The 18,971-nt window shown below is 62.9% G+C and carries 20 protein-coding genes; 10 read left to right on the forward strand and 10 right to left on the reverse strand.

Annotated elements, in window-relative coordinates; all coding sequences use genetic code 11:
- Positions 1 to 2: 2 nt before the first annotated feature.
- From cysW to oscA, 4 genes are all read right to left on the reverse strand, one after another.
- On the reverse strand, positions 3 to 875 hold the full coding sequence (gene cysW / locus EGJ86_RS18845; protein ID WP_125836170.1) for a sulfate ABC transporter permease subunit CysW: 873 nt from the start codon (positions 873 to 875) through the stop codon (positions 3 to 5).
- Positions 876 to 885: 10 nt separating this feature from the next.
- Positions 886 to 1,704 carry a sulfate ABC transporter permease subunit CysT gene (gene cysT / locus EGJ86_RS18850; protein WP_074918778.1) on the reverse strand — a complete coding sequence of 273 codons (819 nt, stop codon included), beginning with the start codon at positions 1,702 to 1,704 and terminating at the stop codon, positions 886 to 888.
- Between the two features lie 147 nt (positions 1,705 to 1,851).
- A complete protein-coding gene (locus EGJ86_RS18855) occupies positions 1,852 to 2,850 on the reverse strand; it encodes a sulfate ABC transporter substrate-binding protein (RefSeq protein WP_125836171.1) in 999 nt (332 codons plus the stop codon).
- Positions 2,851 to 3,003: 153 nt separating this feature from the next.
- A complete protein-coding gene (gene oscA / locus EGJ86_RS18860) occupies positions 3,004 to 3,186 on the reverse strand; it encodes a sulfur starvation response protein OscA (RefSeq protein WP_125836172.1) in 183 nt (60 codons plus the stop codon).
- 245 nt (positions 3,187 to 3,431) lie between these two features.
- Here oscA and EGJ86_RS18865 point away from each other — a divergent pair, with 245 nt between their 5' ends.
- Positions 3,432 to 4,013 carry an alpha/beta hydrolase gene (locus tag EGJ86_RS18865; protein WP_125836173.1) on the forward strand — a complete coding sequence of 194 codons (582 nt, stop codon included), beginning with the start codon at positions 3,432 to 3,434 and terminating at the stop codon, positions 4,011 to 4,013.
- 211 nt (positions 4,014 to 4,224) lie between these two features.
- Here the strand turns inward: EGJ86_RS18865 and modC are convergent, their stop codons facing one another.
- The 4 genes from modC to EGJ86_RS18885 form a co-directional block, all read right to left on the reverse strand.
- Positions 4,225 to 5,349, reverse strand: a complete 1,125-nt coding sequence (gene modC, locus EGJ86_RS18870) for a molybdenum ABC transporter ATP-binding protein (RefSeq protein ID WP_125836214.1) — start codon at positions 5,347 to 5,349, stop codon at positions 4,225 to 4,227.
- Positions 5,349 to 6,029, reverse strand: a complete 681-nt coding sequence (gene modB, locus EGJ86_RS18875) for a molybdate ABC transporter permease subunit (RefSeq protein ID WP_125836174.1) — start codon at positions 6,027 to 6,029, stop codon at positions 5,349 to 5,351. Before modB ends, modC begins: the two co-directional genes overlap by 1 nt.
- Positions 6,030 to 6,107: 78 nt before the next feature.
- Positions 6,108 to 6,863 carry a molybdate ABC transporter substrate-binding protein gene (gene modA / locus EGJ86_RS18880; protein WP_125836175.1) on the reverse strand — a complete coding sequence of 252 codons (756 nt, stop codon included), beginning with the start codon at positions 6,861 to 6,863 and terminating at the stop codon, positions 6,108 to 6,110.
- 109 nt (positions 6,864 to 6,972) lie between these two features.
- Positions 6,973 to 7,746: a helix-turn-helix domain-containing protein gene (locus EGJ86_RS18885; RefSeq protein WP_125836176.1), complete on the reverse strand. Its 774-nt coding sequence runs from the start codon at positions 7,744 to 7,746 to the stop codon at positions 6,973 to 6,975.
- A 104-nt stretch (positions 7,747 to 7,850) separates the two neighbouring features.
- Here EGJ86_RS18885 and EGJ86_RS18890 point away from each other — a divergent pair, with 104 nt between their 5' ends.
- From EGJ86_RS18890 to EGJ86_RS18900, 3 genes are all read left to right on the forward strand, one after another.
- Positions 7,851 to 9,068 (forward strand): MFS transporter, encoded by a 1,218-nt coding sequence (locus tag EGJ86_RS18890; protein ID WP_125836177.1) that lies wholly within the window; start codon positions 7,851 to 7,853, stop codon positions 9,066 to 9,068.
- 53 nt (positions 9,069 to 9,121) lie between these two features.
- Positions 9,122 to 9,769 (forward strand): DUF998 domain-containing protein, encoded by a 648-nt coding sequence (locus EGJ86_RS18895; RefSeq protein ID WP_125836178.1) that lies wholly within the window; start codon positions 9,122 to 9,124, stop codon positions 9,767 to 9,769.
- 151 nt (positions 9,770 to 9,920) lie between these two features.
- Positions 9,921 to 10,226 (forward strand): NIPSNAP family protein, encoded by a 306-nt coding sequence (locus tag EGJ86_RS18900; protein ID WP_125836179.1) that lies wholly within the window; start codon positions 9,921 to 9,923, stop codon positions 10,224 to 10,226.
- A 72-nt stretch (positions 10,227 to 10,298) separates the two neighbouring features.
- Here EGJ86_RS18900 and EGJ86_RS18905 read toward each other — a convergent pair whose 3' ends face one another.
- The gene (locus EGJ86_RS18905; RefSeq protein ID WP_125836180.1) at positions 10,299 to 10,928 is read right to left on the reverse strand and encodes a bifunctional 2-polyprenyl-6-hydroxyphenol methylase/3-demethylubiquinol 3-O-methyltransferase UbiG; all 630 of its coding nucleotides are present in this window, start codon (positions 10,926 to 10,928) and stop codon (positions 10,299 to 10,301) included.
- 173 nt (positions 10,929 to 11,101) lie between these two features.
- On the opposite strand from EGJ86_RS18905, the gene EGJ86_RS18910 reads away from it, so the two are divergent.
- Entirely contained in the window at positions 11,102 to 11,386 is a 285-nt protein-coding gene (locus EGJ86_RS18910; protein ID WP_125836181.1) for a hypothetical protein, read from the forward strand.
- A gap of 330 nt (positions 11,387 to 11,716) precedes the next feature.
- A complete protein-coding gene (locus EGJ86_RS18915) occupies positions 11,717 to 12,958 on the forward strand; it encodes an MFS transporter (protein WP_125836182.1) in 1,242 nt (413 codons plus the stop codon).
- 165 nt (positions 12,959 to 13,123) lie between these two features.
- Here the strand turns inward: EGJ86_RS18915 and EGJ86_RS18920 are convergent, their stop codons facing one another.
- Positions 13,124 to 13,891, reverse strand: coding sequence for a TSUP family transporter (locus EGJ86_RS18920; protein WP_125836183.1), 768 nt, complete (start codon positions 13,889 to 13,891; stop codon positions 13,124 to 13,126).
- Between the two features lie 308 nt (positions 13,892 to 14,199).
- On the opposite strand from EGJ86_RS18920, the gene EGJ86_RS18925 reads away from it, so the two are divergent.
- The 4 genes from EGJ86_RS18925 (at position 14,200) to kdpA (ending at position 18,970) form a co-directional block, all read left to right on the forward strand.
- A complete protein-coding gene (locus tag EGJ86_RS18925) occupies positions 14,200 to 15,069 on the forward strand; it encodes a LysR family transcriptional regulator (protein WP_125836184.1) in 870 nt (289 codons plus the stop codon).
- A gap of 503 nt (positions 15,070 to 15,572) precedes the next feature.
- A complete protein-coding gene (gene chrA, locus EGJ86_RS18935; RefSeq protein WP_125836185.1) occupies positions 15,573 to 16,907 on the forward strand; it encodes a chromate efflux transporter in 1,335 nt (444 codons plus the stop codon).
- Between the two features lie 274 nt (positions 16,908 to 17,181).
- Positions 17,182 to 17,271, forward strand: coding sequence for a hypothetical protein (locus EGJ86_RS18940; RefSeq protein ID WP_021490657.1), 90 nt, complete (start codon positions 17,182 to 17,184; stop codon positions 17,269 to 17,271).
- Between the two features lie 10 nt (positions 17,272 to 17,281).
- Positions 17,282 to 18,970 carry a potassium-transporting ATPase subunit KdpA gene (gene kdpA / locus EGJ86_RS18945; RefSeq protein ID WP_125836186.1) on the forward strand — a complete coding sequence of 563 codons (1,689 nt, stop codon included), beginning with the start codon at positions 17,282 to 17,284 and terminating at the stop codon, positions 18,968 to 18,970.
- The last annotated feature ends 1 nt before the right edge of the window (position 18,971 follow it).

The raw sequence follows: 18,971 nt of genomic DNA on the forward strand, positions 1-18,971 counted from the left end.
GTTTATTCCTCGCCAGCACTGGCTTTGCGGCGGTTGATACGGGATTCGCTCCACTGCTTGAGCAGCAGGATGAACAGCGCCAGAAGCAGCAGCAGGCTGGCAACGCTGAAGGCGGCGACGTGATTGTATTCGTTATAGAGAATCTCGACATGCAGCGGCAGCGTGTTGGTGTAGCCGCGGATGTGCCCGGAGACCACCGATACCGCGCCGAACTCGCCCATCGCCCGGGCGGTGCACAGCACCACGCCGTAGATCAGGCCCCATTTGATATTGGGCAGCGTCACGTGCCAGAACATCTGCCAGCCGTTGGCACCGAGCAGGCGCGCGGCCTCTTCCTCCTGTGTGCCCTGCTCCTGCATCAGCGGGATCAGCTCGCGGGCGACGAAGGGCACGGTGACGAACACGGTGGCGAGGACGATGCCGGGCAGGGCGAAGATGATCTGGATGTCGTGCTCACGCAACCAGGGACCGAAGAAGCCCTGGGCGCCGAACAGCAGCACGTAGATCAGACCGGCAATTACCGGTGACACCGAGAACGGCAGGTCGATCAGGGTCACCAGCATGCTCTTGCCACGGAACTCGTACTTGCTCACGCACCAGGCGGCGGCCACGCCGAACACCAGGTTGAGCGGCACGGCGATGCCCACGGCGAGCAGGGTCAGTTTCAGCGCGCTGATGGCGTCGGGCTCGAGGATCGAGGTGACGAACACGCCGACGCCCTGTTTGAGTGCCTCGGTCGCCACCACGAACAGGGGGAGTAGCAGGAAGAAGGCGAACACCAGCCAGGCCGAAATGATCAGCAGGCGGCGGCCCAGGGCGTTGCCGCGGCGCGCGGCGTTGTTGGCGGCGCTGGCCGTCAGGGTTGCAGATGACATGCCTGGCTCCTCAAGAACGACTGATGCGGCGCTGCAGCAGGTTGATCAGCAGCAGCAGAATGAACGACACCACCAGCATCAACACGCCGATGGCGGTGGCGCCGGCGTAGTTGTACTGGTCCAGTTGCACCATGATCAGCAGCGGCAGGATCTCGGTCTTCATCGGCATGTTGCCGGCGATGAAGATCACCGAGCCGTACTCGCCGACGCCACGGGCGAAGGCCAGGGCAAAGCCGGTCAGCCAGGCCGGCAGCAGCGCCGGCAGCAGCACATGGCGAGCCACCTGCAACGGCTTGGCACCGAGGCAGGCGGCGGCTTCCTCGACCTCGCGCGGGATGTCGGCCAGCACCGGCTGCAGGGTGCGCACGACGAAGGGCAGGGTGACGAAGGTCAGCGCCAGGGTGATGCCCAGCGGGGTGTAGGCGATCTTGAAGCCCAGGGCCGTGGCGAACTGGCCGATCAAACCGTTGGGCGCGTAGAGCGCGGTCAGGGCGATACCGGCAACGGCTGTGGGCAGGGCGAAGGGCAGGTCGATCATCGCTTCGATGACCTTGCGACCGGGGAAGGTGTAGCGCACCAGCACCCAGGCCAGCAGGGTGCCGATCACGCCGTTGATGATGGCAGCGAGAAAGGCGGTGCCGAAGCTCAGCTTCAGGGCGGCCAGCACGCGCGGTGAGGAAATGATTGCCCAGAACTGATCCCAGGTGAGCTGGGCAGCGTGGACGAACATGGCACCCAGGGGAATCAACACCAACAGACTGAGGTACACCAGGGTGTAACCCAGCGTCAGCCCGAAGCCGGGTATGACGGGGGAAGTGCGGCGAGACATGGAATGAACCTGTACGGGGTAGGGTGCGCCGTGCGCACCATCTGAGTGCGCGCAGCCTAGTGTGTAGGGTGGAAGTCGCTTTTCACTTCCACCAGCGGCACTCGCAGGGGCGATGGTGGATCGGTGAAGCGTGATCCACCCTACGGATCAATGGGCCTGGTAGATCTGGTCGAAGATGCCGCCATCGTTGAAGAACTTCGGCTGAGCGGTTTTCCAGCCATCGAAGTCAGCGTCGATGGTTACCAGTTTGAGCTGCGGGAACTGCTTGGCGAACTCGGCCGCCACCGCCTGGTTGCGTGGGCGGTAGAAGTGCTTGGCGGCGATGCGCTGGCCTTCCTCGCTGTACAGGTAGTTGAGGTAGGCCTCGGCGACTTTGCGGGTGCCTTTCTTGTCGACGTTCTGATCGACCACGCTCACCGGCGGTTCGGCGAGGATCGACAGCGACGGCGCGACGATCTCGAAGTTGTCCCCGCCTTCTTCCTTGAGTGCCAGGAAGGCTTCGTTTTCCCAAGCCAGCAGCACGTCGCCGATGCCGTTGTTGACGAAGGTGATGGTCGAGCCACGGGCGCCGGTATCGAGCACCGGGACGTTCTTGTAGAGCTTCTCGGTGAAGGTCTTGGCCTCGGCTTCGCTGCCGTACTTCTGCTGGGCATAGGCCCAGGCAGCGAGGAAGTTCCAGCGTGCGCCACCGGAGGTTTTCGGGTTCGGGGTAATCACTTCCACGCCCGGCTTGACCAGGTCATCCCAGTCCTTCAGGCCTTTCGGGTTGCCCTTGCGCACCAGGAACACGATGGTCGAGGTGTAGGGGGTGCTGGCGTCCGGCAGACGCTCCTGCCAGTTTTCCGGGATCAGCTTGCCGAGCTTGTACAGCTCGTCGATATCGCCGGCCAGAGCCAGGGTCACCACGTCGGCGCGCAGGCCATCGATTACCGCACGGGCCTGCTTGCCCGAGCCACCGTGGGATTGCTGGATGGTCAGCGCTTCGTTGCCCTGGGCCTGCCAGTGCTTGTTGAAGGCGGCGTTGAATTCGGTGTACAGCTCACGGGTCGGGTCGTAGGACACGTTGAGCAGGGTTTGTGCGGCGGCCACCGGGCCGGCGATCAGACTGCTGGCCAGCGCGGCCAGGGCAAAACGACGAAGGGACATGGTGCAGCTCCTGACTGGGTTTTTATGTTGGCTCTGGTTCGTGGCGGTCAGTCGCACATTCGCGGGCGACAGCAACGATGGCGGTGCGTGTTCATGGCTGGGTTCTTTTCATGGTCACGCCCTCCGGTGGTCCAGTCGGGCTGCTTGCTTGGCTCAGGGGGTCTTGGCGTTCGGTTGTTGCAGGCGAATCTTTTCCTTGCGCTCGATCTGCACGACCTGGCCGTTGTGCACGGTGATTTCCACCGAGCCAAATTTCAGGCCATGCAGGGCGGTCTGGATCTCGCGCAGGATCACGGCTTCGTCCTGGCCTTCCAGGTTTCTCAGCGTCGCGGTCATTTCCAGGCTCCTTGTGAACAGGTCGCCACGGCGGCGGTATGGAGTACCGACGCTGGCGTGGAGCGGATAGTAGAGAGGCGGAAATATTCTTAAAAATATTGTTTAAGAACATTTATATGCTTTTTGGAAATATGAGGCGTGATGCGGTTTATCGTTTTTTTGGAATAAGTAAATAAGTTCTTATTCTTTTTGTAATTTATTCGTGCTGCCTAGACTGACGCCATTCGATTCAAGGAGGCGCCGTCATGGGCAGCGAAGCAATCCGTTATCTGATCCTGCCGGGCTGGCAGGGCTCACCCGAAGAACACTGGCAAAGCCATTGGCAGCGCAGCCTGCCGAACAGCGCGCGTGTGGAGCAGAAGGACTGGCTCAACCCGCAGCGTGGCGACTGGGTCACCGCGTTGAACCAGGCAGTCGCCGACGATCCGCGTCCGCTCATCCTCATCGCCCATAGCCTGGGCTGCGTGACGGTGGCGCATTGGGCCGCGCAGGCACCGGTCGAACTGCTGCGCCGGGTGCGCGGCGCGCTGCTGGTGGCGCCGGCCGATGTCGAGCGGCCGGGTTGCCCCGAGCCGCTGCAGAATTTCGCACCGATGCCACGTGATCTGCTGCCCTTTCCCAGCCTGCTGGTGGGCTCCGACAACGACGCGGCGGCCAGCGCCCTGCGCGCCATGGAGCTGGCGCGGGCCTGGGGTAGCGAGGCGGCGATTCTGAGCGGAGCCGGGCATATCAACGTGAAGTCCGGGCACCGTTACTGGGAGCAGGGCTTCGGCTATCTGTATCGCCTGCAGAACCGGATCGAACAGCAGTCGCGCTTGCGCGCCTGAGACTGTCATTGCTGCACCACCTTTCTCATCGCGGCGCACCCCACGGCGTGCACCGATCTTTACGTAGGGTGCGCCATGCGCACCGGGTGTGCCGCAATTGTCGGGCATCTGGTAATCGCCCCGGATTGCATCCGGGCTACGAGCCTGGTGCATCCGCGTGTGATCGGTGCGCGGCGCACCCTACGGTCGGCCGGATCGTTTGTCCCGCACCCTACGGCGCGAGCAGCGACACCGACTTCACCTGCGCCCACAGCGCCTGTCCGGCATGAATGCCCAACTGATCGAAGGAGTAACGGGTGATTCGCGCCAGCAGGCGTTGATCACCGATGCGCAGGGTCAGCAGCATCTGTGCGTCTAGCGCCTGCCAACTTTCCACCGTCGCCAGCAGCAGGTTGAGCAGGCTGCTGCCCTCGGCGCGTTGCAGGCCGAGGCTGACGTCGCGTGCCTTGATCTTCACCCGAACCTGATGGCCGCTGGGCAGCGCCGTATGGGGCAAGCGCAGGCGCGCCTCGCTGCCAGGTAGTTGAAGCTCCAGCAGATCGTAGGCGGCATCGTGGCCGCAGACCTGGCCGTCGATCACCGCTTCGGCATCCTCGTCGCTGGCGAAGGGCAGGTCGGCGCGCAGCAGGGTTTCCTTGAGCGGGCCGCTGGCGCGCACCTGGCCTTCGTCGAGCAGCACCAGATGATCGGCCAGGCGCGCCACTTCGTCCGGCGCATGGCTGACATAGAGCACGGGGATGTCCAGCTCTTCGTGCAGCCTCTCCAGATAGGGCAGCACTTCCTGCTTGCGCTTGAGGTCCAGCGAAGCCAGCGGCTCGTCCATCAGCAGCAGGCGCGGGCTGGTGACCAGCGCACGGGCGATGCCGACGCGCTGGCGTTCGCCACCGGACAGCGCCGAGGGCATGCGCTCGAGCAGATGGCCGATGCCCAGCAGCTGCAGTGCCTGATCCAACGCCACCTTGCGCTGCGCGGCGGGGATGCGCCGTTGGCCGTACTCCAGATTCTTGCGCACGCTCAGGTGCGGGAACAGGTTGGCGTCCTGGAATACGTAACCGATGGCCCGCTTGTGTGCGGGCAGAAAGAACCCGCGCTCACTGTCTTGCCAGAGCTCTCCAGCGACCTGCAGGTAGCCCTGCTGCGGGCGATCCAGCCCGGCGAAGCAGCGCAGGCAACTGGTCTTGCCCGAACCGGAGTGGCCGAATAGCGCACTGACGCCGCGTCCGGGCAGGTCGAGGTCGACATCCAGGGTGAAGCCCGGATGCTTGACCAGAAAGCGCGCGCGAATGCGTCCATCGTCGTGAACGGCGGGTGGCGAGGCCTTGCCGAAACCGAACATCACAGCGCCCTCATCCGGGTGCTGCGCCCGCTGTACAACGCCAGCAGAACGATGAAGGAGAACGCCACCATGCCACCGGCCAGCCAGTGCGCCTGGGCGTAGTTCATGGTTTCCACGTGGTTGTAGATCTGCACCGAGACCACCTGGGTCTTGCCGGGGATATTGCCGCCGATCATCAGCACCACGCCGAACTCACCGATGGTATGGGCGAAGCTGAGAATGGCGGCGGTGATGAAGCCAGGGCGGGCCAGCGGCAGCACGACGCTGAAGAAGCTGTCCCAGGGATTGGCGCGCAAGGTCGCAGCAGCCTCCAGCGGGCCGCGGCCGATGGCCTCGAAGGCGTTCTGCAACGGCTGCACGACGAAGGGCAGGGAATAGAAGATCGATCCGATCACCAGGCCGGTAAAGGTGAAAGTGAAGGTGCCGAGACCCAGGCTTTGCGTCAGTTGGCCGAAGAAACCATTGGGCCCCATGCTTACCAGCAGATAGAAGCCGATCACCGTCGGTGGCAGCACCAGCGGCAGCGCCACCACGGCGCCGACCGGGCGCTTGAGCCAGGAGTCGGTGCGCGCCAGCCACAGGGCGATGGGGGTGCCGATGATCAGCAGCAGCACGGTGGTCAGCGAGGCCAGCTCGAGGGTCAGGAGAATGGCATCGAGGTCGTTCTTGGACAGCGGCATGAGTGGGTTCCGGTGGCAGACGTAGCCCGGATGCAATCCGGGGCATGCTCAGACAGATGGCCCCGGATTGCATCCGGGCTACGGCAGTTTATAGCCGAACGATTCGATCACCTTGGCCGCTTCCGGGCCTTTCAGATACTCGACCAGTGCGACGGCGGCCGGATTGTTCGCGCTCTGCTTGAGGATCACCGCGTCCTGCCTGATCGGGTCGTACATGGCGTCCGGGACGATCCAGGCCGAGCCGCTGCTGAGCTGGCCGTCCTTGTACACCTGCGACAACGCGACGAAACCCAGCTCGGCGTTACCGCTGGAGACGAACTGATGCGCCTGGGTGATGTTCTGGCCCTCCACCAGCTTGGCCTTGACCGCCTCGCTCAGGCCCTGCTTGTCCAGCACCTGCATCGCGGCCAGACCATAGGGCGCGGCCTTGGGGTTGGCGATGGACAGGTGCCTGAACTGGCCGGCTTTCAGCGCTGCGTCCGTGCCGTCGAGGTAGCTGGCATCGGCCGACCACAGCACCAGGCCGCCGATGGCGTAGGTGAAGCGCGAGCCGGGCACGGTCGCGCCCTCGCGTTCCAGCCTGGCCGGCGTCGTGTCGTCGGCTGCGAGCAGTACATCGAACGGCGCACCATTCCTGATCTGCGCATAGAACTGCCCGGTGGCACCAAAGGACGCCACCAGCTTGTGCCCGGTGGCTTTTTCGAACGCGGGCGCCATGGCCTGCATCGGTGCGGTGAAGTTGGAGGCCACGGCCACCTTGACCTCGTCGGCGATGGCGCCGCTGGCGAAGACCAGGCCGAGGACAAACAGGCTGTGCTTGAGAGGCTTGAACATGAGGATTCCTCGTGGAATCGATCCCGACGAGAGACCGGATGCGCAATCCTACATCGTTATGTTTTTTTGTATATAGCGATCGTTGAAGTGGCTGCGGGCCTGGCCTGCATCACTTGAAGAACTGGCTGGGCGTTGTGCCGAACTGCTTCTTGAACATGGTGGCGAAGGCGCTGGGGCTTTCGTAGCCCAGCTCCCCGGCGATGTCGATGATCTTCTCGCCCAGGGCGATGCGCTCCAGGGCCAACAACAGGCGCGCTTGCTGGCGCCATTGGCCGAAGGTCATGCCGGTGCCCTTCTGGAACAGGCGCTGGATGGTTTTCTCGTCCAGACACAGGCGGGTGCTCCATTCAGCCAGGGTGGAGGCGTCGCCAGGGTCGTTCTGCAGCGTCGCGCAGATCGCCTGGATGCGTGGGTCGGCCGGCTGCGGCAGGTGCAGCGGCAGGGTCGGCAGGATGCGCAATTCATCGAGGATCAGACGCATCACCCGCGCCTCGCGCGAGTCGTCGGCATAGGGCTGGGTGATCGCCACGGCGGCTCGGATCAGCTCGCTGAGCAGCGGTGAGATGGCCACGGCGCGGCACTCGGCGGGCATGTCCGCCAGGCTGTCGGGGCGCACGAAGACGCTGCGCATTCGCACGCTGCCGATGCAGCGGATCGCATGTACCTGGCCGCGGGGCATCCAGATGCCTCGGCTCGGCGGCACCGTCCACTGGTTCAGCGCCGAAGTCACCACCATCACCCCGGAGATGGCGTAGATCAGCTGGTGCTTGTTGCGGTGCGAGTGCGGCTCGATGACGGCGTTGATCGGGTAATCGGTGGCGCTGCTGCTGACAAGCCAGGGGGAAGCGTCGATCTCGGCCAGCAACTTGTCAGCTAAGCGCATGAGGATGCCTTTTTTGCGAGGGTTGCTGCCCTGTCTTCGTGAGACAGGCGATTGAGCGGAGCCTAGCATAGCGCCGTTCCTCACCTCGTTCGGAAGCTTCAAGCATGTCCAGCAGTCCTGCCGCTACGCCCCTGGCCGGCGCCTCGCCCGTCAGCCAGGCCAGCCCTCTGGTGATGCGCGTGATCGGCGCCTGCGCCCTGGCGCACCTGATCAACGACCTGATCCAGGCGGTGTTGCCCGCCATCTACCCGATGCTCAAGCTCAACTACGGCCTGAGCTTCGCCCAGATCGGCCTGATCACCCTGACCTTCCAGCTCACCGCCTCGCTGCTGCAGCCCTGGGTGGGCTATCACACCGACCGCCATCCCAAGCCCTGGCTATTGCCGGCCGGTTCGCTGTGTACCCTGGTCGGCATCCTCATGTTGGCCTTCGTCGGCAGCTTTCCGGCGATCCTCATGGCCGCAGCATTGGTGGGCATCGGTTCCTCGACCTTCCATCCCGAGGCGTCGCGCATCGCCCGCCTCGCATCGGGCGGACGCTACGGCCTGGCGCAGTCCACCTTCCAGGTCGGCGGCAACGCCGGTACCGCCTTCGGCCCGCTGCTGGCGGCGGCGATCATCATTCCCTACGGCCAGGGTAACGTCGCCTGGTTCGGCCTGTTCGCCGCCTTCGCCATCGTCGTGCTATATGGCCTGAGCCGTTGGTATCGCCACCACCTGACGCTGTTCAAACTCAAGCAGGGCGGCATGGCTACTCATGGCCTGTCGTCCGGGCGGGTGAAGTTCGCCTTGCTGATCCTGGCGCTGTTGGTGTTCTCCAAATACTTCTACATGGCCAGCTTCACCAGCTATTTCACCTTCTTCCTGATCGAGAAGTTCGACCTGTCGGTGGCCAGCTCGCAGCTCTACCTGTTCCTGTTCCTCGGCGCGGTGGCGGCCGGCACCTTCTTCGGCGGGCCGATCGGCGACCGCATCGGGCGCAAGCAGGTGATCTGGTTCTCCATCCTCGGCGTGGCGCCGTTCTCCCTGCTGTTGCCGCACGTCGACCTGTTCTGGACCGGCGTGCTGAGCATGGTGATCGGCTTCATCCTGGCCTCGGCGTTCTCCGCCATCGTGGTCTTCGCCCAGGAGCTGATGCCGGGCAACGTCGGCATGATCGCCGGGCTGTTCTTCGGTCTGATGTTCGGCTTTGGCGGTATTGGCGGAGCGCTGCTCGGCTACCTGGCGGACATCCACGGCATCGAGGAGGTGTTCCTGCTGTGCTCCTTCCTGCCGCTGCTGGGCATCCTCACCGCGCTGCTGCCGTCGCTCAAGACCCGTTAGCCGACTCACCGCGGGGGCAAGGGGCCCCCACTACCCGCAAGGAGCAGGGACGAATGAAAAACCTTGATCGGATGTTGCTTGGCCTGGGCGTGCTGATACCGTTCTGGCTGTTCTTCGGCGTGTTGCTGACGGCGCTGGCGTACCCCGATTACAGCCATCTGGATCAGGCCATGAGCCAGCTTGGAGCGCAGGGCTCACCCACCCAGGGCTTCTCGGCCTGGGTCAATAACCTGCCGCTGGGCGTGCTCTTTGTGCTCTTCGCCGTGGGCGTGCTGCGTCGGCTGCGCGGCTCGCGGTTGGCGCTGTTCAGTGCCGGGCTGATTCTCGTCCATGGGCTGGCCAGCTTCGCCACTGGTTATTTCCCCTGCGACCAGGGATGTGCGCCAGTACAGCCGTCCTTCTCGCAGCAGATGCACAACCTGGCCGGGCTGGTGATGTTCCTATCGCTGACCCTGGCCAGCCTGCTCTGGGCCTTTGCGAGTAAACGCCTGATGGGCGCTCGCGGCTTCGGTCTGTTTTCCCTCGCCTGCACCGTGTTGGCCGTGGCCACTGTGGTGCTGATGGCCCAGGCCGTCGAGACCGGGCATTCGTTCGGCCTGTACCAGCGTATCAACTACGGTATCTCGGTGATCTGGGTCGCAGGCCTGGCGCTGATGTTGTCGCGAAGCCGTGCCGGTGCCCTCCAGCCAGGTACAACTTGAAGCGCTTCGCGGGCACTGGGGCGCCGATGCTCGGTGCTCTGCAGCGGGCGGTTGTTGGCGAAGGCGATTTCGTTCCGTAGCAGATGCATCTGCCGGCCGAGCCGTGTTTATATCGCGCGCTCATCGAACATGCCCGCAAGGAAGGACTGCCATGATCACTTGCTACCTGCGCTACATCGTCGACCCCTACAAACTCGAGGAATTCGAGCGCTACGCGAAACTGTGGATTCCCTTGGTAGAGAAATTCGGCGGTACGCACCATGGCTATTTCCTGCCGTCCGAGGGGGCCAATAACGTCGCGCTGGCACTGTTCAGTTTTCCCAGCCTGACCGACTACGAGCGCTACCGTCAGGACTCATTCGTCGACGCCGAGTGCCAGGCGGCGTTCAAGTACGCCGAGGAGACGCGCTGCGTCCTCAGCTACGAGCGCAGCTTCTTCCGCCCTGTACTCGACTAGGGCGAGGCAGGGAACTGCCAGGCGCCTGGCTGTCCCGAGCGAGCGCCCTGGCATGCCTTGCGGCGGTGAACCTCAACCGAGTCGCCGCCACACGCTGGCCAGCCAGGGTTGCTGGTCGCGTGGCAGGCCGGCGGGGCGGTAGTAGTGCTCCAGCTCGACGAAACCGGCTGCCGTGAGCCGTGCGCGCCAGCGTTCGAGGTCGTGGTAGCTGCCGTAGCGTGGGCCGTTCCAGCCCTCCTGATTCTCGCCGCGCGGGTTGGAGCTGAACAGCACACCACCGGCCTTGAGCGCCGCATGCAGCTCGCCGAGCACGCGCGGCAGCTCCTGATCCGGCACGTGGAACAGGCTGGCGTTGGCGAAGATGCCGTCGAAATGTCCAGCCGGCAGGTCCAGTTCGAGAAAGCTCTGCTGCCACACCTCGCAGCCGCTGTCGGCACGCGCCATGGCGACGAACTCGGCGCAACCATCGAGGCCGACGGCGGTATGGCCGAGGCCGCTGAAAGTGCGCAGGTCACGCCCTGGCCCACAGCCGAAATCGAGGATACGCCAGGGCTTTTCAGCTTCGATATGACGCAGCAGGGCGGCAATGTTCTGACTCACATCATGGTCGCGCGTGCCCTCGCGAAAATCCTCGGCGCTGCTCTGGTAGTGGGCCAGGGTGAGAGCGCTGATCTGCGTGAGTTCGTCGGGGCTCAGGGGCATGTGAGGTTCCGGTAAAAGAGCGCATTAAAACCCTTTGGTGGGGCGCACGGCCAGAGGCGGCATGCCCCTTGGTCGATGGCAATGAACCCGCGTACTGCTTGCACAGTCCCATTTCCTGAGGGGTGTAGACCGGCTGGCTGCAGTCGGGCACCCACAATCAAGGAGATAACGCGATGGTTACGCACTACAAAGTCTCTGGCCACCTAGCCTGTGGTTCTCATGGTGAAAAGCTGCCCGCCACTACCGAATTGGCCAAGGTCAAATGCCGCAATTGCCGCAAGACCGAAGTGTTCACCGAAGCTCGACGTAACTCACGCAATGCCGCGCGCCGTGCCGCCCGCCGCGAGAAGGCTGCCCGCGCCATCAACGACTGGCGCACTTCCTGGGAGGCGCGTCTGGCTGCCTTGCCAGGCCCGCAGCGTCTGCCGCGAGGTTTCGGCGACCAGGCATTCGTCTAGCCTGGATATTGGCGGGAGGAATGACCTCCCGCATCCCCCGAGCTGCCAATACCTGCAGGAGCCGCGCCCGCGGCGAATGGAGCCGGCAGCTCACTATTGCGATACGGCCGCATCCGTCTTCACGCCGGGGCGGCGCTCCTACAGTGACCTAACCAGGCGCGGCACCCGGCGTTGTCCAGTAAGGCGCTCGTGTGTCTGACGCCACCGCGCGGTCCAGGGCGCGATCTGCGCAACAGCCTGTTCCTGGGTTTGCCCCGTGGCGGAGCTTTCCCGTAGATTGGCCGGCTTACCTCGTCCGGCACTAGCCGGTCTTGCCTCGAGATTTTCGCCGTGTCCGCTGCCCCTGTTTCCGTTTACCGACTTCCCGGTTTCCTGCCGTTTCTCATCGCTCGCATCGTGGTGGTGTTCGCCGTTCAGATCCAGGCCATCGTGGTGGCCTGGCAGGTCTACGACCTGACGCGCGATCCGCTGTCGCTGGCCTATGTCGGCCTGGCCCAGTTCATTCCCATGCTGGTGCTGCTGATGCCCGCCGGCGACCTGATCGACCGCTACGACCGCAAGCTTATCCTCATGCTCAGTTGGCTGGTCGAGGGCCTGTGTGCGGCGGCGCTGCTGTGGTTGTCGCTGAGTGAGGCGGCCGTCAGTTGGTACTACGCGGTGCTGGTGCTCTACGGCTGTGGCCGCGCCTTCACCGGGCCGGCGCTATCGAGCCTGTTGCCGCAGATCGTGCCGCGCGAACGCCTGGCTGCGGCCATTGCGGCCAACAGCATGATCATGCGCGGCGCGACCATTTCCGGGCCGGTGATCGGTGGCGGCCTGTACGCCATCGGTGGCGGCGGGTTGACCTACTCGGTGTGCCTGGCCTGCTTCCTCGCTGGCTCCGCACTGCTGCTGCGGGTACCGGTGCGCTACGCGGAAAAAATGCAGGCGCTGGAGTCCACTGCCTGGGCGCGTTTTACTGCTGGCATCCACTTCATCCGCACGCGGCCGATCATCCTCGGCACCATCTCGCTGGACCTGTTCGCCGTGCTGCTGGGTGGCGTGATAGCGCTGCTGCCGATCTACGCCCAGGAAGTGCTGGAAGTCGGGCCGACGGGCCTTGGTCTGCTGCGCAGCGCCATGGCCATCGGCGAAGTGTCGGTCGGCCTGTACCTGAGCATGAAACCCTTCAACCGCCATGTTGGGCTGGTGATGTTCGGCGCGGTGGCGCTGTTCGGCGTGGCCAACCTGGTGTTCGCGCTGTCCAGCCTGTTCTGGCTATCGTTCGCCGCGCTGGTGGTGGCCGGCGGTGCGGACATGGTGAGCATGTACATCCGCTCCTCACTGGTGCAGTTCTCCACCCCGGACACCATGCGTGGCCGGGTCAACGCGGTGAACATGCTGTTCATCGGTTCTTCCAACGAGCTCGGCGAATTCCGCGCCGGCACCAGCGCCGCCTGGTTCGGCGTGGTGCCGGCGGCGCTGATCGGCTGCGCCTGCACCCTGACCGTGACTGGCGGCTGGATGCTCGGCTTCAAGAGCCTGCGCAAGGTGAATCGCTTCGAGGATGCGTCGCCGGGGAAGGTGAACTAGCGTCGTCGTTTTGAGGCGTAGCCCGGATGAAATCCGGGGCCTTTATCTGTTCGAGGCATCGAGGCATGGTGGGCCTGGAACCAATAGTTTCATTCGTATGAGCGTTCGCTGATTAAAGCGCATGGCACGGGTTGAGCATCGAGGCCCTTCAGGAGGGCTGAATGATCAGAAAAATAGGGAAAGCCCCATTCTGCCAATCAGGAAGAGCAGCAAAATGAGGAAAAATATCCGGATGAAGCCACTCCCGTAACGCAGGGCCAAGAAAACGCCCGTCAGCGCTCCGGCGATATTGCACAGGCCTACGATGCCGCCTGCCAGCCATAACACATTGCCTGATGGCGCGAAGAACAGCAGCGCCGCGCTGAACGTCCCCAGGTTGATGAGCTTGGCGGAGGCCGAAGCGTTCAGGAAATCAAAACCGAAGAACCTGACGAATACGAAAAGCAAGAGGCTGCCACTGCCGGGGCCGAATACGCCATCGTAAAAACCGAGTAGTGCACCGAAGAATATGCCGAGCAGAATATCTCGCCTGCCATGTTGCAGGTTGCCCTGGTGTTGTCCAAAGTCCTTCCTGACAAAGGTATGGATGGCCATGGCGATCAGGAGCACAAAGACGACATATTCCATGAGTGCTTTGGGAATGAGCGATACCGAAAGGGCGCCCAGGAAAGAAAATACGAAGGCAGAAATCATCGTGGGTAGCATGAGCGTCCAGACGATATTTATTCTTCTCAGGTAGCCCGAGATAGACGAAATATTTCCCAGTAATACCGCCAGTTTGTTCGTGCCGAACACGGTGGCCAAACTATGTTGCGGTAATGCATGCAAAAGTGCAGGCACTTGCACAAGGCCGCCGCCGCCAACTGCCGCATCAATCAGTCCACCGCAGAACGCAAAGAAACCGAGTGCAACGATGACGTACTCAAAGCTCATCATGCATTTCCCTGTTTGGGGATATTAGGGGCGGTGACATACAGGGCTATCCATTGACAGGTTGTAACGGTGTGGGTATTTCGCTTATAGGGCGAAACGGAATACCCATGCGTGTATTTAAACGGGCGTTGTCATGCGTTTAGCGCATGGTGAAGTCCATGGAAGGAATTATCCTTAAAGGAATTGCATATTAAATGCGGTGCTTGCTCAATACGGCTGAGTTGGCTCGACAACGCTAAGTTGATTGAGTGCGCTGAACAAGTAACTTATAGTCAGTTGTCTATTCACTTTTAGTGAGCGGTGTTGCAATGGAATTGTCACAGCTGAAAATGTTCAAGGTGGTTGCCGACCACGGCAGCATCGTACAGGCCGCTAAAGTGTTGCACTGCGTTCCCTCGAATATTACGAACCGCCTCAAGCTCCTTGAGCAGGAGTTGGGTGTGGCTCTATTCATTCGTAAAGGGCGAGGGCTTGTCATCAGCCCCTCGGGCGAGTTGTTTCTCGGCTATGCCAATAAGATTCTGGCTGTGTGTCAGGAAGCCAAAAGAGCACTTGCCCCGGATGCAGTGCCCTCTGGTGTGCTGAAGATCGGTGCTATCGAGTCCGCAGCCACAGGGCGATTACCGATTTTATTATCCAAGTACCATCATCTTTATCCCGATGTGCAGATGCAATTCAGCACCGGAACATGGTCTCAATTAATCAATGATGTGGTAGGGCATAACCTGGATGGTGCAATCATCGCAGTCCATACAACACATCCAGATATTGCTCAGGTGGAGGTCTATAAGGAACCGCTGGTCATGATTGCATCTCCCTCTGTCGGGGTAATACGTACGCCACAGGATTTAGAGCAGATGAACATATTCATGTGGCCCGAGGGGTGCCCATATCGGCGTGCACTGGAAGGATGGCTGAATGAACACAATGTATCGGCTACCATCACCAGCATCGCCAGTTATGGAACCATCCTCGGTTGCGTCAGTGCCGGGGCAGGCGTTTCCCTGGTACCTGTAGGGGTTTTCGAACAGTTCAAGAAAATTGGGAATATCAGTGGCTATACCTTTAGCCAGTTATCGCCTGTGCAGAATTATTTTGTATGGAACAAGCATGTAGGTTTTCACCGAGCCAAGGATGCATTTGCTGAGTTGCTGCAGAATGAGTTTAAAAGGCTATAAACCTGATGGTGGAACTGGCCGCCCGCTACGAGATCGCCGTGCTGCTGGTCACCCATGACCTCGACGAAGCCTCCTACCTCAGCGACGCACGTGCTGGCCCTTCGTAGCCCGGGTCCAGACCTCTCAATAACCACCCACAAATTCTGTTAACAGCGCTGTGGATAACCTTTGCAAAAGCGCTCCGCACCTAGCATTCAAGCGGGCCTCAGTAAGCCGTATAGTTTTTGCTCAATGACGTTTTGCTGGCGTTATTGCCAGACGGAATATCAATTTTAATCAATCACTTGGCTCGAATTTTCAACACCCGGGCAGGGCGGGGGCTTGTTGCCGGGTGTCGTGCACAGAAACTGGGGAAAGCGCTGTGGATAAGATGCGGGAAAACTCTTCCAGCCCAGGTGGGGCAAGGGCTGCGTGGGGCTGGTGGTTTTTCGTTCGATGTCGTGCGGTTGTCATGTTTCGTGGCTATAGTGCCCGGTCGATTTATCCGCCGATGGAGCCCTTCGATGTCCGACTCCCCTGAGCGTCCCGCCCCGGTCAGTTTGCTGCAGGCCTTCTGGTTCTGGTTGAAGCTGGGGCTGATCAGTTTCGGTGGGCCGGCCGGGCAGATTTCGATCATGCACCAGGAGTTGGTGGAGAAGCGCCGCTGGCTGTCCGAGCGGCGTTTTCTGCATGCGCTGAATTACTGCATGTTGCTGCCGGGGCCGGAGGCGCAGCAGTTGGCCACTTATATTGGCTGGTTGATGCACCGCACCTGGGGCGGGGTGATTGCCGGGGCGCTGTTCGTGCTGCCGTCGCGGTTTATTCTGATTGTGCTGTCCTGGGTCTATCTGGTGTTCGGCGATGTACCGCTGGTGGCCGGGATCTTCTATGGCATCAAGCCGGCGGTGACGGCCATCGTGCTACAGGCGGCCTGGCGTATCGGCGGGCGGGTGTTGAAGAACGCCTGGCTGTGGGCCATCGCGGCGGCGGCTTTCGTGGCCATCTTCGCGTTGCAGCTGCCGTTCCCGCTGATCGTGCTGGGCGCCGCGCTGGTGGGGTACATCGGTGGGCGACTGGCGCCGCAGCACTTCGCGGTCGGTGCCGGGCATGGCGAGAAGGTCGGGGCGCATGCACCGGCATTGATCGATGACGAGACGCGCCTGGCGCACACGCATTTTCGCTCCAGCCGCCTGGCGCTGATCCTGTTGGTCGGCGCGCTGCTCTGGCTGCTGCCGATGGGCCTGCTGACCCTGGCGTTCGGCTGGCAGGGCACGCTGACGCAGATGGGCTGGTTCTTCACCAAGGCTGCGTTACTGACCTTCGGCGGAGCCTATGCGGTGCTGCCCTATGTGTATCAAGGGGCCATCGAGCACTACGGCTGGCTGACGCCGCGACAGATGATCGATGGCCTGGCGCTGGGCGAGACCACGCCGGGGCCGTTGATCATGGTGGTGGCTTTCGTCGCCTTTGTCGGTGCCTATGGCCAGCCGGTGTTCGGTGGCGACTCGGCCTTCGCCGGTGGCGCGTTGGCGGCGGTGCTGGTCACCTGGTTCACCTTCCTGCCGTCGTTTTTGTTCATCCTCGCCGGCGGGCCGCTGGTGGAGTCGACCCACGGGCAGTTGACGTTCACCGCGCCGCTGACTGGCATCACGGCCGCTGTGGTGGGGGTGATCCTCAACCTGGCGCTGTTCTTCGGTTATCACGTGCTTTGGCCCGCGGGCTTTGCCGGGGCGTTTGATTGGGTGTCGGCGTTGATTACCCTGGGCGCCGGTGTGGCGTTGCTGGGCTTCAAGCGTGGGGTGATCGAGACCATTGCAGGGTGCGCTGTAGTCGGGCTGGTGGCGCATCTGTTGGTTTGATGGATGGGTCTGGCATCGCTTGGTGGGTTACGCGGCGCGCCAAGTTTGTACGTGGCTGTGGTAGCGGTGTTTCGCGCCGCTAACCCACCCTCTACGGGGCTGTGCCCATGCCATCGTAGCGGTGCCGTCGCCGCTGAAGCGCCTCCCACAGGGCTGATCCCACTGCATCAATACGATTTCTTTACGCCCCGGCGGCGGGGTGCCAATCGAATCTTTACGGCCAGCCTTTCGACAATGCTCGCGAGCGGATTCCCCGCATCGTGGAGCTTTGGACATGAACGCAATCGATGGTGTGTCGCTGATCCTGGTGGTCGGCCTCTTCGCCTACCTGCTGTCGGCGCTGCTGACCGCCGGGCGTGGCTGAGGAGACGGCCATGCACGACTACGACTGGCTGCTGCTGGCGGCCTTCTTCCTGCTGGTGCTGGCGCCGGCACCTTTTCTCGGACGCTACTTCTACCGCGTGATGGAGGGCCAGCGCACCTGGCTCAGCCCGGTGCTGCAGCCGGTGGAGCGCCTGTGCTACCGCGTGGCCGGCGTCGACCCGGAACGTGAGCAAAGCTGGCGCGGTTACGCTCTGGCGCTGCTGGCCTTCACCCTGGTCTGCCTGCTGGTGCTGATGAGCATTCTGCTGTTGCAGGGCGCTCTGCCGCTCAACCCGCAGCAGCTCGCCGGACTGAGCCTGCCACTGGCGTTCAACACGGCGGTGAGCTTCGTCACCAACACCAATTGGCAGGCGTACAGCGGCGAGGCGCAGCTGAGCTATTTCAGCCAGATGCTCGGCCTCGGGGTGCAGAACTTCGTCAGCCCGGCGGTGGGTCTGGCGGTGCTGGTGGTGCTGTGCCGGGGCCTGGCGCGGCAGTCCAGCGACCGCCTGGGCAATTTCTGGGTCGACATCACCCGCGCCGTGCTCTACGGCCTGCTGCCGCTGTGCCTGGTGCTGGCGGTGCTGCTGGTGTGGCAAGGCGTGCCGCAAAACTTCAGCGACTACGTCTCGGCCACTACCCTGCAAGGCAGCGAGCAGACCCTGCCGATGGGGCCGGCGGCCAGCCAGATTGCGATCAAGCAACTGGGCACCAACGGCGGCGGCTTCTTCGGCGTCAACTCGGCGCATCCGTTCGAGAACCCCACGGCGCTGAGCAACCTGCTGGAGCTGGCGTCGATCCTGCTGATTCCGGCGGCGCTGGTGTTCACCTTCGGCCATTACGTGCGTGACCTGCGCCAGAGTCGGGCGATCCTCGCCAGCATGCTGGTGCTGTTCGTCATCGGCCTGGCTGTTTGCGCCTGGGCGGAGTTGCAGCCGAACCCGGCGCTGGCGGGGCTGCCCATCGAGCAGGTCGGCTCGCTGGAGGGCAAGGAGGCGCGCTTCGGCAGCTTCGCCTCGGCGCTCTGGGCGACCACCACCACGGCGGCGTCCAACGGTTCGGTGAACGCGATGCACGACAGCTTCAGCGCCCTGGGCGGGCTGGTGCCGCTGGTCAACATGCTGCTGGGCGAGATCGTCTTCGGCGGCGTCGGCGCGGGCCTCTACGGCATGCTGCTGTTCGTGCTGATCGCGGTGTTCCTCGCCGGCCTGATGATTGGCCGCACGCCGGCCTACCTGGGCAAGAAGCTGGAGGCTCGCGAGGTGCGTCTGATGGTCGCCACGCTGCTGGTGATGCCGGTCGGCGTGCTGGTGTTCGGCGCCCTGGCGGTGAGTTTCGCCGGGCCTGCGGCGTCCATCGGCAACCCCGGCCCGCATGGCTTCAGCCAGGCGCTGTATGCCTACGGCTCGGCCACCGGCAACAACGGCTCGGCTTTCGCCGGCTTCACCGCCGACACCCCCTACCACAACCTGATGCTCGGCCTGGCCATGCTGCTCGGGCGCTTCGGCTACATCCTGCCGGTGCTGGCGATTGCCGGCAGCCTGGCGGCCAAGCGCGCGGCGCCGCAGGGGCAGAACAGTTTTCCCACCCATGGGCCGCTGTTCGTCGTGCTGCTGACCTTGACCATCCTCCTGGTGGGTGGCCTGACCTTCATGCCGGCGCTGGCCCTGGGCCCGCTGGCCGAATACCTGGCGTTCTGAA

This window comes from Pseudomonas sp. o96-267, assembly GCF_003935465.1.
In the GTDB taxonomy this organism is placed as follows: Bacteria; Pseudomonadota; Gammaproteobacteria; order Pseudomonadales; family Pseudomonadaceae; genus Aquipseudomonas; species Aquipseudomonas sediminis.